The organism is Cohnella cellulosilytica (genome assembly GCF_042431195.1).
Taxonomy (GTDB): domain Bacteria; phylum Bacillota; class Bacilli; order Paenibacillales; family Paenibacillaceae; genus Cohnella; species Cohnella cellulosilytica.
This window is the reverse complement of sequence record NZ_JBHMDN010000015.1, coordinates 117,048-132,179: the sequence shown is the minus strand read 5'-3', so window position 1 is coordinate 132,179 and position 15,132 is coordinate 117,048. Positions and strand designations below refer to the sequence as shown.

9 protein-coding genes are annotated in these 15,132 nt (G+C 58.6%); 8 read left to right on the top strand and 1 reads right to left on the bottom strand.

Translation table 11 applies throughout. The features are described 5' to 3' along the window. The first annotated feature begins 74 nt into the window (after positions 1-74). From ACFFT4_RS11740 to tatC, 8 genes are all read left to right on the top strand, one after another. The gene (locus ACFFT4_RS11740) at positions 75-1,895 is read left to right on the top strand and encodes a sensor histidine kinase (protein ID WP_378047808.1); all 1,821 of its coding nucleotides are present in this window, start codon (positions 75-77) and stop codon (positions 1,893-1,895) included. Then, entirely contained in the window at positions 1,873-3,474 is a 1,602-nt protein-coding gene (locus ACFFT4_RS11735) for a response regulator transcription factor (protein WP_378047806.1), read from the top strand. The genes ACFFT4_RS11740 and ACFFT4_RS11735 overlap by 23 nt, the downstream gene beginning before the upstream one ends. Before the next feature lie 288 nt (positions 3,475-3,762). Then, a complete protein-coding gene (locus ACFFT4_RS11730; RefSeq protein WP_378047804.1) occupies positions 3,763-5,271 on the top strand; it encodes an ABC transporter substrate-binding protein in 1,509 nt (502 codons plus the stop codon). Between the two features lie 94 nt (positions 5,272-5,365). After that, positions 5,366-6,253 carry a carbohydrate ABC transporter permease gene (locus ACFFT4_RS11725; RefSeq protein ID WP_378047802.1) on the top strand — a complete coding sequence of 296 codons (888 nt, stop codon included), beginning with the start codon at positions 5,366-5,368 and terminating at the stop codon, positions 6,251-6,253. A gap of 19 nt (positions 6,254-6,272) precedes the next feature. Continuing rightward, complete coding sequence (locus ACFFT4_RS11720; protein WP_378047800.1) at positions 6,273-7,100, top strand: carbohydrate ABC transporter permease; 828 nt, start codon at positions 6,273-6,275, stop codon at positions 7,098-7,100. A gap of 447 nt (positions 7,101-7,547) precedes the next feature. Continuing rightward, on the top strand, positions 7,548-9,227 hold the full coding sequence (locus ACFFT4_RS11715; protein WP_378047798.1) for a PhoX family protein: 1,680 nt from the start codon (positions 7,548-7,550) through the stop codon (positions 9,225-9,227). A gap of 50 nt (positions 9,228-9,277) precedes the next feature. Then, on the top strand, positions 9,278-9,526 hold the full coding sequence (gene tatA, locus ACFFT4_RS11710; protein WP_378047796.1) for a twin-arginine translocase TatA/TatE family subunit: 249 nt from the start codon (positions 9,278-9,280) through the stop codon (positions 9,524-9,526). An 11-nt stretch (positions 9,527-9,537) separates the two neighbouring features. After that, the gene (gene tatC, locus ACFFT4_RS11705) at positions 9,538-10,257 is read left to right on the top strand and encodes a twin-arginine translocase subunit TatC (protein ID WP_378047794.1); all 720 of its coding nucleotides are present in this window, start codon (positions 9,538-9,540) and stop codon (positions 10,255-10,257) included. 405 nt (positions 10,258-10,662) lie between these two features. Here tatC and ACFFT4_RS11700 read toward each other — a convergent pair whose 3' ends face one another. Next, on the bottom strand, positions 10,663-15,093 hold the full coding sequence (locus tag ACFFT4_RS11700; RefSeq protein WP_378047792.1) for a chitobiase/beta-hexosaminidase C-terminal domain-containing protein: 4,431 nt from the start codon (positions 15,091-15,093) through the stop codon (positions 10,663-10,665). Positions 15,094-15,132: the final 39 nt, after the last annotated feature.

Here is a 15,132-nt window from a genome sequence, read left to right as displayed (position 1 = left end):
CCTATCCGCACACCTATCAGCCTGCCTGATTGGATAGACGACACACTTCACTCGCCGGAAGAAGGATGGAGCCGATGAACCGTTTTCTCACCTTTAAGCAAAAGCTCATTTTGACGTATATGGTCTTCATCGTTCTGCCCATGTCCGTGCTCGGTCTGGGCGCTTACGGGCTGTACAGCAACGCCATGGAAAAAAAGGTCAGCGGCTTCGCCCAGCAGGTGGCCGTCAGCACCGCCTCGAACATCGAGATGTACATTCGCGAGCTGGAGCAGTTCACGCTTATGCCTTACTATAATCCCGATTTTCAAGATCTGCTGACCGACGACAAGCAGCTGGATTCGCTGCTAAGCCTCGAGCTTAAAAAAACGGTCGAGAAAAACTTCAGCTTCTGGCAGTCGCAGCGGGACAGCGTGGAGAACATCTCCTACTTCAGCAAACCCGGAGTGGGACAGAAGCGCATCTACAGTCTCGGCTATCTCCCGCCCGATCTGACCGCCGACAAGCTGCCGTGGTACGATGCGTTCGGCAGCACCGATCAGCGCGTCACCTTTCTCAGCCTGCATCAATCCGCCCAGGATGAGCCGATCCAGAACACGCCGCCGCCCAAGGTATTCTCCCTGATCCGCAAAATTTACAAATCCTCTACTCTCCTGGTCACTTCAGGTTATTTTCAGGTCGATTTTACGCTGGAGGATATCGAAAGAATTATGGGCCGCGTCAATGGCGAGAAGAACGGCTCCTTCCTCCTCATCGACCAGGACGACCAGCTGGTCTACGCCGGCGATCCGGTGGACGAACGGCTGATGTCCCACATCGCCGAGCTGCCGTCGGACAGCCAAGAGCCGCAGATCGTCACCGCGGGCAAGCAAAAAAATATCGTCGTGCATCATCCCGTCGGCAAGATGGGCTGGACGGTCGTTGGCTACGTACCCGTATCGCAGCTCGTATCGGGCATCATCCAGGTGCGCAACTCGATGATTCTGATCGGCGTCGTCTGCATCGTCTGCGCGCTGCTCGTCTCCACCGGCATTTCCTATCAGATTACGAAGCCGATCTATAAGCTGATCTCCCTGATCAAGCGGGTCGAAACGGAAGACTTCCAGATCGAATACGACAATCCTCCGCGCAATGAAATCGGCCAATTGATTCGCAGCTTCATCCGCATGAGCCGCAAGCTGGACGAGACGATCCGCAACCTGTATCAGGCGGAGATCGTTCGCAAGGAGAGCGAGCTCCGGGCGCTGAAGTCGCAGATCAATCCCCATTTCCTCTTCAATACGCTGGAGACGATCAAGATGAAGGCGGAGATCGACGAGGCGGACGCCACGGTGGATATGATCACCGCGTTGGGCAAGCTGGTCAAAACCTCGCTGAACGCGGGCAACGACTTCAACACCTTCCGGGAGGAAAAGGATTATCTGATCAACTACTTCTACATTCAGGAAAACCGCTACTCGTCCCGCCTGGGCATGACCATCGACGTGGAGGAGGGGTTGATGGACTTCTATATTCCCAAGCTGCTGATTCAGCCGCTCATCGAGAATGCTTTCTATCATGGACTGGAGATGAAGCAGGGCAAAGGAAAGCTCGCCGTCTCCATCGCCCGGGAAGGAACGTTCGTGAAGGTGACCGTCGCCGACGACGGACTGGGCATGCCGCCGGAACGGCTGCAGCGGCTGAGGCAGAGCTTCGAAGCCGGCAAGCGCGGACTCTCCCAGAACGAGCAAAGCATCGGACTGGTCAACGTATTCTCCCGAATTCGCCTCTATTTCGGCGATCCCTACACGATGCTCATCGACAGCCGTCCGGGCGAAGGCACCGAAGTCGTGCTGCTGCTCCCCCTGATCAAAAGCGAAAGCGAGGTTAACGTCTATGTATCGCGTCATAATCGTTGATGACGAAGCTTATATCCGCCAGGGCCTTCGTAAAATTTTGCAGCGCTTCGCCCCGCAATGGGAGCTGGTCGGAGAGGCGGAGGACGGCGAGTCCGGACTGCGGCAAATTTTGCGCCTGCAGCCGGATCTGGTCATTCTGGACTTCCGCATGCCGGGACTGAACGGCATCGAGTGCTGCGAGCGGATCGTCGAGCAGGCTCCCCGCATTCACCGGATTCTGTTGACGGCGTACCAGGATTTCCAGCTGGCCAAGCAGGCGATCCGCTGCGGCGTATTCGAATTCATCACCAAGCCGCTGGACCGCGGCGAGCTGCTGGAGACGCTCCGCAAAGCCGAGGCGCTGATCGACAAGGAGCGCAGCGAGCAGGCCCGCGTCCTGTCGCTGCAGCAGACCGTCCGGAAAGCCGCCCCGCTCGCGCAGAAGCTGTATTACCAGCACTTCATCTTCGGACAGGATTATCACGAGCTGACGCAGTTTATCGTGGAGGCCGGCTACCCGCCGTTAAACCCGGACAGCGGCGCGCTTATTCTGCTGGCCGTCAGCCCGGACTGGATCGAAAACAATGCGTACAGCACCTTTGACGTGGAGCTGTTCCGCTACGCGCTGACGAAATTCATCCAGGAATGGTATGCCAAGCACGATTATGCATACGTGCTGCAGGACCATGTCGGCCAAGTCGTGGTCGTGCTGAATTATGCCTCCGGCGAAGCTTCGGCTTCCCTGAGCGCCCGCGAGTCGGCGTGCCGACTGCAGCGGGACATCGAGCGGAGCTTCAAGCGAACGGTTACGATCGGCCTCAGCGGTCTGCGTCCCGTGGCCGACGCGTCCCGAGCGTATCAAGACGCCTCTCTTGCCGTCACCTACAGATTGATCTGTGGAGGCGGACAGATTCTGTCGCTGCCCGCGCTTCGCGCCGACAGAAGGATGTCGGCCCCCGTGCTGGAGCAGGTGGAGAACTCGCTCGAGCAGCTGCTGCTCGGCAACGAGCAGGCCGCCTTCTCGATCCTCGACGACCTCGCCTCCTCCGAGCTGGTCATGCCCGCCGAGCTGCAGCGGATGATCACGCACTATATGCTGCGGCTTGGCGCGCAGTTAAAGCTGATGGAGCTGGACATCCGCCGGATCAGCGGCAAATCTCTGGAGGAATGGGTTCACGAGCTGGAGGGAACCGTCCTGCGCTCGTCGCTGATGGACAAAATCGGCCTGCTCCTCCGCGACCTGTGCCGGACGATCCGCCAGGAACGCAGCTTCTCCGACACGCCGCTGATCGAGAAGATCAAGCAGCACGTCGCGCAATATTTGGCCGAGGGCGTCAGCCTGCAATCGGCCGCGGACCGCTTCGGCATGAATCCGAGCTACTTCAGCCGCTGGTTCAAATACGAGACCGGCCGGAACTTCGTCGCCTTCCTCAAGGAATGCCGCATCGAGAAAGCCAAACATCTGCTCGAACACAGCTCGCACAGCCTTCAGGAAATCAGCGAGCTGGTCGGGTACGCCGACATCAAGCATTTCTACCGGGTGTTCAAGGAATTCACGCATTGCTCCCCGTCCGAATACAAGCGGCTGCATACGCGCTAGGGCGTGTATGCATACTCCGAGGAAAGCAGATGTTGCCGAATTTTCGTTCCATGCAAGGAACTTTTGTGAAGGCGTACCGGGGGTACGTCAAGCAAAAGTGACGAAGCAGGGGGCGAAAAGGCGGTGATAGATGCCTCTGAGCGGGTTTGCATACACGCCCTAAGAAGGCCAAAGTAAAGAAATTCATCCGAATGTAAAATCTACACCCCTATTGACGCCTCCGACCGTGAATTAAGATAAGACAGAACGCACGAATACGCTTGCAACAATCACTTTGGGGGGATTGCAATGAGCTTGACGACGAATGCCAGAAAACTGCCCGCGGCTCTGCTCGGACTCGGACTTGTTCTCGGCGGCTGCGGAGGCGCCAACAACGCCGGAAGCAGCAGCAGCCCAGCGGAATCGGCTCCGGGAACCTCTTCCGCTGCCGCGCCCGCCGGCTGGCAAGGCACGATTACGATGTACGCGCAGGTGTACACGCCCAACTCGAAAAACATCGCCGGCCTGAAAAACCAGACCCAGCTTCGCGAGGTCGCCGACGAATACGAGGCCGCGCATCCCGGCATCAAAATCGAATTCATAGACGAGGAGTTCAAGGATTACACCCAGACGGTGCGGGTCAAAGCGGCGGCGGGCGAAATGTTCGACGTATTCTGGGGACAATGGGCCGAGCTGAACAATACGTTCCCGAAGGGAATCGCCGAGGACCTGACGGAATACTTCGACAAGCCCAACCCCTACATTCCGGACAAGCCGACCTGGAGAGAAGCGATGAATCTGACCGTCGTCAGCGAGACGAGGTCCCCGGACGGCAAGAGCTACAACATTAACGGCGACTATGTCGCGACCGCTTTCTTCTATAATAAGGACCTGTTCGAGAAGGCCGGCATCTCGCAGGCGCCAACCAGTTGGTCCGAGCTGATCGCCGCCACGCAGCAGTTGAAGGCGGCCGGCATTACGGCGATGTCGCAGGCGCCCGATTACGACTGGTTCCAGCGCCACTTCCTGTCCGACTTCTTCGCCAAGGAATACGAGACGATCGCCGCCTTCGACGACAGTCCGGGGGTATCGTCCCTGGACCAAAGCGTCGCCATCGTCAAGGGGATGCTGAACACCTCCGACGAACGCTTCATGGGCTGGTGGCCGCTGTTCAAGTCGCTGACCGACAACTGGAAGCCGGATCATCTGTCGTCCGATCCCGGCGTCGTCGGCAGCAGCGCGAGGAACGACTTCCTCGCCGGGAAAACCGCCATCTTCTACGACGGAAGCTGGCTGCCCGAGAATGCCAAGGACGCCAACGTCGCCTTCGAGCTCGGCTCGTTTAACTTCCCGGTGCTCACGCAGGCGGATACGCCGTACACGACGGGAGAAGACGTCTCCGGCGCGGTCGGAGGCCCGAATGCCGCATTCCAGTTCGCCGTCGCTACCAAGGAAGCGAACGCGACGATGAAGGAAGCGGGCAAGAAAGAAGCCGTCATCGACTGGCTGCAATTTCTGGGCACGCCGGCCAACGTGGAGAAAATCGTGAACGAGCACGGCACCTTCGTCCCGACCTGGCCGGATACGAAGCCTTCGGAAAGCATGACCGAGCTGGCCAATCAGGCCTCGAACAAGCTGAAGGCGCTGGGCGTAGGCGGCTCCTCGCCGAACCTGACCAAAAACATGCAGCGCATCTTCGGCCTGTACCTGAGCGGCAATATCGATTTCGACAAAGCCAAGGCCGACGTACAGAAGGAGCTCGATGCGGCGATCAAGGAATACCAGTCCAAAAACAGCATCGACTTCAGTCAATACTAGAGCTGGCCGCGAATCGCAATACAGTAGAAGGGGAGCCGCTGCCTGAAAGCGGCTCCTTCTTTTTCATCCCCTATCGAGAAAGGATGATTATCCGATGGCCGGCAAAACGAAAGCCAAACTCAAAAGCGCGCTTACCGGGTACGGCTTTATCCTGCCTACCTTCGTCTTCCTGATCTGGTTTATGTATTACCCGGTCTACCAGGCGCTGAACGGAGCGTTCACGGATTGGGACGGCTTTAACGCTCCGAACTACATCGGTCTGGACAATTTCGTCCGCATGTTCGACGACGAGGCGCTCCGGCAATCTGTCGTCAACGCCTTGATCTGGGTCGTCCTGTCCATCGTGCTGGCGGTAATCCCGCCCTTCTTCGTGGCGGAGCTGATTTTCCATCTGAAGAACGAGCGAGCCCAGTATCTGTACCGGACGTTGTTCGTCGTGCCGATCGTCATTCCCGGCATCGTCACCATTTTGCTGTGGCGGTTTCTGTATCAGGGAGACGGCGCTCTGAACCAACTGCTGGACCTCGTCGGACTCGGCTCCCTGAAGCAGCTCTGGCTCGGCGATCCCAACATCGCTTTATATTCGATCATTCTGATGGGCTTCCCCTGGATCAGTGCGTTTAACCTGCTCATTTTCTATTCCGGGCTGCAGAGCATCTCTTCGGAAATTATCGAAGCGGCCAGGCTGGAAGGCGCCACCGGCTGGAAACGGGTGCGGACGATCGACATTCCGCTGTCTTACCCGCAATTGCGGCTGATTGTCATTCTGACGCTGATCGGCAGTCTGCAAAACATCATTCCCCCGCTCATCATGACGAACGGCGGACCGGGATACTCCACCTACGTGCCGATTCTTCATATGTACAACGTATCCACCGTGAACGGAGAGTTCGGCTACGGCATGTCCATCGCGCTCGTCATGTTCGTGATCATCCTGCTGCTCACGCTCCTGAATATGCGGCTGATCAAATCCGATTCCTGATCCAGAGGAGGTTTAACCGATGCGTATCTTCCGGCTTACCGGCGCGGGACAGTGGTGTTTGCTGCTATTGCTCGTGTTCAACTTGCTGCCCATCTATTTTATTATGGAAAATTCCGTCAAGTCGCCGATCGAGTTCGCCTCCAGCACGCTGAACTTCCCGCAGCAATTCCAGTGGAGCAACTATGCGGTCGCCTGGGATAAAATCAGCACGTCCCTGCTGAACTCGACGCTCATCATCGCGGCCAGCGTTGTAGGCATCGTCGTATTCGCCGCCATGAGCGCCTACGCTTTTTCCCGGCTGCGTTTTCCGCTGCAAAACACGCTGTTCCTGCTCGTGTTCGGCCTGCTGCTCATTCCCGGCTTTCTGACGCTGATTCCGCTTTATTTGCAGATCAAGAAGCTCGGTCTCACCGACAGCTACTGGGCGTTGATTCTGCCCTATATCGGGGGCGGCCAAGCGTTCAGCATTTTCGTGCTGAAAACGTTCTTCGAGCAAATGCCCGACGAAATTTTCGAAGCCGCCCGCATCGACGGCGCCGGCAACATTCGCATTTTCTCGACGATCGTGCTGCCGCTGTCCGTCCCGATCTGTACCACGGTCGCGATTATCAACATCACCAGCCTGTGGAACGATTATTTGCTGCCCTCGCTCCTCCTGAACCGTTCCCACCAGACGGTCACGATGGCGCTCGTCTCCTTCGAGGCTTCCGCGGGCAACTACGGGCTAAGCGATTACGGCGGCATGATGGCCGCTTACCTGCTCGCTTCCATCCCTCTGCTGCTCCTGTTTTCCTTGCTGATGCGGAATTTCGTGGAGGGGATCTCCAGCGGCTCTATCAAAATGTAACAATGGAAAACCTGCTCCGCAAGGTGAGGCGTGCAAGATGATCGATGGAATAAGGCAAGTCGCATCTATCTCCTTCCGCTGCAAGATCGGAGCTGTCTCATAAGTATTTCAAGTTGCTCTAAAGGATAATCGATGAACAAGGGGCAAGGGGGATGTATCTCCTTACGATGCTATACGCGCCCGAAATGGGAAGGGTTAACTCGTTAATCCGTGATTTCAGGAGCGTATGAGGCTTCTCCAGGAGATACATCCCCATTATCTTTGTCTATCGATCTTTTCCCTGCCGCTCCTGATTCTGACCCGGTTCTCCCCTCCCCCTTTGTAACTTTTTCGTGACATTCACGACTTTTTAACAAATTGCTGCTTTCCAACTAACACCCCATTGATACGGACCCGCTATGCTGGTGGTGATGGCCCAACTTGTCCAAAATGGGAGTGTGTAAAAACATGATCGAAAACCAGAAAATGGACCGCCGCAAATTTTTATCCTATCTCGGAACGGGCGCAGCCGCATTGGCCGCCGCATCCGCCGGGCTGGGCACGCTGGAGGGCAAAGCCTCCGCCGCCTCCAAGACGGCCGATCATCTCTTCGGCTTCCAAACGAATCGGGTAAGCGGGTTTTTCGAGCCGATTCAGCCGTCCGACGTTGACCAGCTCGTCCTGCCGAAGGGCTACCAGTACGATGTCGTAGCCGCGTTCGACGACGTGATCAACGGCGCGGGCGACAAGTTCGGCCAAGGCGCGGACTACAACGCCTACTTCCCGATCAACGGCTCCAATTCGCACGGCCTGCTGGTGACCAACCATGAATACACAAACCTTTTTCTCCACGGGGAAATCAAAGACGGCAAAATGACGGCGGCGCAAATCCGCAACGAGCTCTACTATCAAGGCATGTCGGTCATCGAGATCAAGCAGGGCGAAGACGGCGTATGGAAGCTGGACGCGACGTCCAAGCACGCCCGCCGCATCAACGGCTTCAGCAAATTCGAATTGACCGGTCCGGCCCGCGGCGCCAAAGCGGTCGGCGGCGTTTCCTCCGTAACCGGAACATTCGCGAACTGCTCGGGCGGCGTTACGCTGTGGAACACGGTCATGTCCTGCGAGGAGAACTTCGAAGCGACTACCGAAGCCGCAAGCCTGAACGCGGCGCATTACGGCTGGGTCGCGGAGATCGATCCGTTCGACGGCACGTTCCTGAGAAAGCATACGGCTCTGGGCCGTTTCCATCATGAAAATACAGCCATGGGCATCGCCAAAGACGGCCGCGTCGTCGTGTACATGGGCGACGATGTGAAGGACGCGTGCGTCTACAAATTCGTCTCCAAAGGCAAGTACGATCCGGCCGCGGGACGCCGCAATTCCGACCTGCTCTCCGAAGGCACGCTGTATGTCGCCAATCTGAAAAGCGGTCAATGGATGGAAGTTACGATCGAGGCGGTACGCAAGGCTGTGGAGAAAGAAGGCTTCAAAGCGCCAAGCGGCGTTAAGGGAACTCAGGAAGAGCTGCTGAAAAAATACCAAACCCAAGGCGACGTCGTGGCCAACTGCGCGGAAGCGTCGCTGCTGGTCGGCGGAACGCCGACGGACCGTCCGGAGGACGTGGAGATTTCTCCGTTCGACAACACGATCTTTATTTGCCACACGAACAACGACAACCACGGCAACATTCACGGACATATTACCCGCATTTTCGAAAAGGACGACGATCTGGGCGCAACGGCGTTCGACTTCGAAATTTTCGCGGCAGGCGGCCGCCAATCCGGGTTCAGCTCCCCGGACAATCTGGCGTTCGATTCCAACGGCAGCCTGTGGGTCGTGACAGACATTTCCTCCGGCAGCCTGAACAAGGGCGTGTACACGCATTTCAAAAACAACGGCCTGTTCGTCATCCCGACGGCCGGACCGAGCAAGGGCGAAGCGCTGCAGTTCGCTTCCGGGCCCCGCGAATGCGAGATGACCGGTCCTTTCTTCGCGCCGGACGAGCGCACGCTGTTCCTGTCCGTCCAGCACCCCGGCGAAAACACGACGGACGTCGGCAAGCCGACAAGCATGTGGCCGCACCGCAAGGGCGACAAAATTCCGCGCGAAGCCGTCGTGGCGATCCGCGGCTTTAAGCTCGGCTAGCGCGGAGTATGCATGCACACCTAATCTATCAATAGCGAGGAGTCTTGATTATGCCATTCGGAAATATCGGGATCGGCGGTCTTATTCTTATTCTGGTCATCGCGCTTATCATTTTCGGACCTTCCAAGCTGCCTGAGCTGGGTCGGGCCTTCGGCCGCACGCTGAGCGAGTTCAAAAGCGCCACGCGCGGCATGATCGACGGCGACAAGGACGACAAGGACAAAGCGGAGACGCCCGAGCCCCCCGCCAATTCGGAACAGAAGCCGCGCCTGACCGCGGTCGAGTCCAACAAAGGCTGAGGAGGCGCGCCATGAAGGCCGAAAGCTCTGAAAGCAGCTTCGTCGGCCACTTGGGCGAAATGCGCCGCAGAATCATTTTTACGCTGGTCGCGTTTGCGGCTTCGCTCTGCGGCGCTTTCGTGTACGTGAAGGAGATCTATCGCTGGCTCGTCCGCGATCTGGATTTCAAGCTGGCGATTCTGGCTCCGTCCGACGTCATCTGGGTTTACTTGAAGCTGGCGGGCGTTGTCGCCATCGCCGTCACCCTGCCGGTAGCCGCCTACCAGGCCTGGCTGTTCGTCAAGCCGGCCTTGCAGCCTCGGGAACAGCGGGCCGCGCTGGCGTATATTCCCTGGCTGCCCGTTCTGTTCGCGGGCGGGGTCGTCTTCGGATATTTCGTCATCTATCCGATGGTGCTGCAGTTTCTGGAAGGCATGTCCGGCGAATTCGCCACGATGTACACGGCGGACCGGTACTTCTCCTTTATGCTGAGCATGACCTTGCCCTTCGGACTGCTGTTCGAAATGCCCGTCACGGTCATGTTCCTGACCCGGATCGGCCTTCTGAGTCCGGCCCGGCTGGCGAAGGCGCGCAAGCTGTCTTACTTCGTCCTGACCGTCACCGCCGTCATGATCACGCCGCCGGATATTATGTCCGACATACTTGTGATCATCCCGCTTTTCATTTTGTACGAGGTGAGCGTCGGGCTGTCCAAGTGGGTATTCGCCCGTTCGGGTGCGGCTCTTCGATAAGCCGGCCATCCGAACACTGCCAAATGAACAAGAGGCTGTCCCGGAAGAAGTTAGAGGCTCAACCCAATAAAATGATCGATTTAATACCATGGGGATATATCTCCTTCCGCTGCAATGTACCCCAGAAAGTGACGAGAAGCTTCGCAGCTTATTCCGATTACTTTCCGGGGACCCCGAAGCGCGGTCATGAAATCAGGATTTGTTTAAACCGCAACAGGGTAATTTCATGACCGTATGAGGCAGGCGCTTCGCTCTACAGGAGATATATCCGCATTCTTTTGTGATCATTTTAGTTGCCCTCGCTTGCTTACGGGAAAGCCTCTTATACCTCGTGCAAGTTGTCCGCGAGAATGCCGGACCGTCACCGTCCTCGGAAGGCGCTTTCCGTTATCCGTGCCGCTCCCCTCACCCCGGAGTAAAGCTTTGCAGCCCGTATCCGTAAGGGAATAACGGATTCCCGAACGTCGTCGGCACCGGCTGGTTGTTATTGATCAGGTTGCGGATTTGCGTCCTTTCCGCTTCGGTCGCGCCGAGATCGTAGGGAAGATCCCACTTCTCCAACTGATTGCCGACCGCGTCGGTGCCGATCTGATCGACCGAGCGCGGCAATTGGAACGGCAGCCGCCCCTTCGGCAGGAAGTCGCCGAACAGCAGTCCCGCCGTGGCGACGCCGCCTCCGTTGCCCGGACGATACAGCAGGACGACAGCCGAGCATTTGTCCATAATGTCCGTCAGCACGTAAGGACGCGGAGAGATGACGGCGCAGACGACCGGAATATTCCGGTTGTAGAACTTGTCGATCTCCGCCACCTGGTCGGCCGGAATGTTCGGATTTTTGTCGAGCCATTCCGTGCCGTGCGTGTAGCTTCTCTCGCCGATCACGACGACTGCGGCTTTGGCTGCCGCCGAGTCGTTCAGCACGACGTTGACGCCGGTTCCGGCCCGATCCCGAATCGCTTGAAAATACGATTTGGCGGCCGGGTTGTCGTGATAGATCGATTGCCAGATGACGTTGGCGATATTGTCGTTGGCATTATCGTCGCTCGTCGCGCGCGGTCCGGCTACGACGATCGTCTCGCCCGCGTTCGGCCTCAGCGGCAGAACGCCGTTGTTCTTCAGCAGCGTCAGCGACTGGCGCGCCGCCTCGGTCACGATATTGTTGCTCTCGACGCTGTGCCAGATCGTCGTCGGATAATCCGGGTCCCCGTAGGGATTCTCGAACAGGCCCAATCTGAACTTAAGATCCAGCACTCTTCTTACCGATTCGTTCAGCCTCGGCCAGCCCACAGCGGCGATCAGCGTATTAAAGTCGGTGCCGGAAGCGACCGCTCCGCCCATGACGTCGCTGCCCGCGCCTATGCTGCGAACGGAAATGTCCGTCGAAGAGGCAAGCCAATCCGTCATGACAATCCCGTTGAACCCGATCGTATTCCGCAAATAATCGAGCGTCGGCTTGCTCGTGCCCGCGCCGTTGCCGGCCGGATCCAGGTACGGAGAGCCGCCGTAGCCCGGCATGACGGTGGCGGCGTTCGCGTCCATCGCCGCGTACCACGGCTTCATGTGCCACTTGATTGTCGCGCTGTCGTAGACGATGGACTGCTCCCCGCCCGCGCCCTGACTCGGCCAGTGTTTGACCGTGATCATCATCGATTTGGGATTTACCTCCGGGCCTCCCTGCATGCCCGCGATAATGGCCCGCATCATCGCCGCCGAATAATCGGCGTTCTCGCCGGTCCCTTCCTGGAACCGGGGGTACAGCACCTTCGTGTTCACTTCGGACACCGGAGACAGCGAGCCGGTGAAGCCCCATGCCTTATGCTCCCTGCGCTGAAGGTCGCCGACCTGCCAAGCCAGATCCAGGTTGCGCGTAGCGGCGAGACCAAGCTCGGTCGGGAACGCCGTCTTCCAGCCGTCAATCTTGTCGCCGGTAAAGGCGATCGGGATGCCGAGCCGCTGGGTGGCGGAAACCTTCTTCTGGGCGTCCGTAATGAAACCGGTGACGCCGTAGGAGAACACGAAACCGGCCATCTGGTTCAACCCGTCCAGCGATTCGGGCGAGAAGAAGAGCTGGTTGATCTTCTCTTCGTTCGTCATCCGGGACATGAGATCGTCCACCCGCGCGGCGATCGGATTGTGCCAGTCCTCGTAGGGCTCGATCGTTCCGTTCTTGTTCAAATCGCGTATGCCGTTGATCAGATTGATGCCGTCCGCCACCTGCTCCACGTAGGGCAGATAGACGCTGAATTGGCCGATGGAAGAGGTGCTGCGTCCGCCGCCGCCATCGACGGCGACGACGTACCATTTGTACGTCCAACGGTCGACGAGCGAAGGCGCGGCGATCGTCGTGCCCGTTGTCTCGCCGATTTTGGTGTAGCGATCCAACAGGTTGCCCGAAGCGCTCCAGTCGTAATCGGTTCTGGACAAGTTGACCCACACTTCGTATTTGGCCGTGCCGGGCTTCGCCTCCCACGCGAGCGTCGGCGTTCTCGTGCTCGTCACCATCTGGCCGTTGGCGGGCGAAAGCACTTTGAAGGCGCTAATCGTATACGTCGAGCTGGACACCGCCGAATTCGTCATGTCGGCTTTCGTCGCGATCGCTTTGATCGTTGTCGTGGCCGTGACGGGGATCGGTCCCGTGTAGGTCGGAGAAGCCGCCGTCGGCGTGGAGCCGTCCGTCGTATACTTGATCGTCGCGCCCGCCGTCGCGCTCGACAGCGTTACGCTCTGCGGAGTCGTGAACTCCCCTCCCGCCGGCGAGAAGACGGGGGCCGACGCTTGCGGCGGCAGCGGCGTCGTCTGACCGTATATCTCGAACTCCCACAGGGAATAGCCGTAGACCGTGCTTCTCTCCGTGCCGTACATCCTCACGTAACGAGCGGTGACGGGGGCAATCGGGATCGTCTCGATGCCGCCCGTGCCGTATGCCTGGGTATAGACGTCGTCCCAAGCGTCCGCGTTGCTCGATACTTGAATTTTGTACGCTCTCGCGGCGGCCGTCTCCCAGTGGAGCTTGACGCCGGTCACCGTATGGTTCGAGCCGAGATCGACGTAAATCCATTGCGGATCGCTGAACTCGGACTCCCAGCGCGTCTGGCCATTGCCGTCTACGGCTGCGCCCGCCCCGCTGCCCGCGATGAACGAACTGGCCCTCGCCGTCTTGTTCAACGCGAGATTGACGTTCGCGGAACCTATCGTATACGTCCCCGTCGAGACAAGCGAATCTGCCAGCCCCGACTTGATCGCGACCGCTTTGATCGTCGTCGTGGCCGTGACGTTAACGGGTCCCGTATACGTCGGAGACGCCGCGGTCGGCGTCGAACCGTCGGTCGTGTACTTGATCGTCGCGCCCGTCGTCGCGGTTGTCAACGTTACGCTTTGCGCGGACGAATACGCGCCCGGGGCCGGAGAGAACGCCGGCGTTTCCGCCCGTTCCGTCACGATGACGGCAATCGCCGAGCCCGGATGAACGGCGAACGTCAACGGATTGCCTTGAACCGTATGGCCTCCGGCATCCGTCGTGCGAAACTCGACCTGCTTCTGTTCGACCATGTAATTGACGCTGAGGGTGACCGTCGTCCCGACGTTGTACCGGAGCGTGTGGTTAATCGTTGTGTTTTGCGTTTTTAATGTCGTCGTTTGGTTGAGATCGGCGGGAGACAGCCCCATTTCCAAATATTGCGCATAGGGCCCCGCAACCGGAATATCGACTGCTTGAGGCTGCGCCGTCTGTCCGTAGACCTCGAACTCCCATAAGGAATAACCAAAGCCCGTATTGCGCGTCAAGCCTTCCATTCTCACGTAGCGCGCCGACACGGGAGCGAACGATGCGGTCTCGTAGCCCCCCTGTCCGTTCACTTCGGTATGCACGTCCGTCCAGGCATCCGTACTGTTCGAAACCTGGATTTTGTACGATTTCGCACTGGCGGTCTCCCAGTGCAGCCGAACCGAGCTAACCGTCTGCGCGCTTCCCAGGTCGACGTAAATCCACTGGGGGTCCGCAAACTGCGACGACCAGCGCGTCTCCTGATTGCCGTCGAAGGCAAGTGCAGGGACAAAGGCCCCCTCGGTGGTATAGGCATACCCGGTCTTGCCGAGAGCGAGGTTTACATTGCCGCTTCCCGGGTTGATCGTATACGTTGCCGCAGACACCGCCGAATCGGTCAGCCCGGCTTTCGTCGCGATCGCTTTAACCGTTGTAGTCGACGATACGGGGATGGCTCCCGCGTATGTGGGGGAAGCCGCCGTCGGCGTCGAGCCGTCGGTCGTATACTTGATGATCGCGCCTGGCGTCGCGGAAGCCAGCGTCACGTTCTGCGCGGCGGCGTAAGCTCCTCCGGCCGGAGTGAACGTCGGCGCGGACGCTTGCTGAGTCGGCGCGGCGGATGTTACGTTCAGCCAGTTGAAGTTCCAGCCGTTCGTCACCGCATGGACGCGCAGCGTCTGGCTGCCCTCGGCCAAATTCACGCTGGCCGTCACCGTCTGCCAATTTTGCCAGCCTCCCGTATTCGGCACCGTGACCGCGGCCAGCGTACCCGCGCCGCTGCGCAGCTCCAGCTTCGTCGCGTCGTACGGACTGGATACCCGCAAATCGATGGTGTACGCTCCCGCGGCCGGGACGTTGATCGCGTAGTCCATCCAGTCGCCCGCATCGATATAAGCGACATTTAATCCGCCCTCCGAGCACGTCTCCGTCTGAATGCCGTTCATCGCGGAGTAGTTCTCCGCTTCGATCCTGCCCGGATCTCCCGGGGCCGCCCAAGTCGGACCGACAGAAGCGAACAGACTGGCGACCATGGCCGCAATCAAGAGCGGCATTAACGCCTTTTTTCTCCTCAACGTAACTGCCTCCTTTATTTTTTTCGCTCCGCGTCTCTC

Coding starts and splice junctions, on each gene's coding strand:
- ACFFT4_RS11720 (WP_378047800.1), top strand. CDS start 6,273: ATGCGTATCTTCCGGCTTACCGGCGCGGGACAGTGGTGTTTGCTGCTA.
- ACFFT4_RS11740 (WP_378047808.1), top strand. CDS start 75: ATGAACCGTTTTCTCACCTTTAAGCAAAAGCTCATTTTGACGTATATG.
- tatA (WP_378047796.1), top strand. CDS start 9,278: ATGCCATTCGGAAATATCGGGATCGGCGGTCTTATTCTTATTCTGGTC.
- ACFFT4_RS11730 (WP_378047804.1), top strand. CDS start 3,763: ATGAGCTTGACGACGAATGCCAGAAAACTGCCCGCGGCTCTGCTCGGA.
- tatC (WP_378047794.1), top strand. CDS start 9,538: ATGAAGGCCGAAAGCTCTGAAAGCAGCTTCGTCGGCCACTTGGGCGAA.
- ACFFT4_RS11735 (WP_378047806.1), top strand. CDS start 1,873: ATGTATCGCGTCATAATCGTTGATGACGAAGCTTATATCCGCCAGGGC.
- ACFFT4_RS11715 (WP_378047798.1), top strand. CDS start 7,548: ATGATCGAAAACCAGAAAATGGACCGCCGCAAATTTTTATCCTATCTC.
- ACFFT4_RS11725 (WP_378047802.1), top strand. CDS start 5,366: ATGGCCGGCAAAACGAAAGCCAAACTCAAAAGCGCGCTTACCGGGTAC.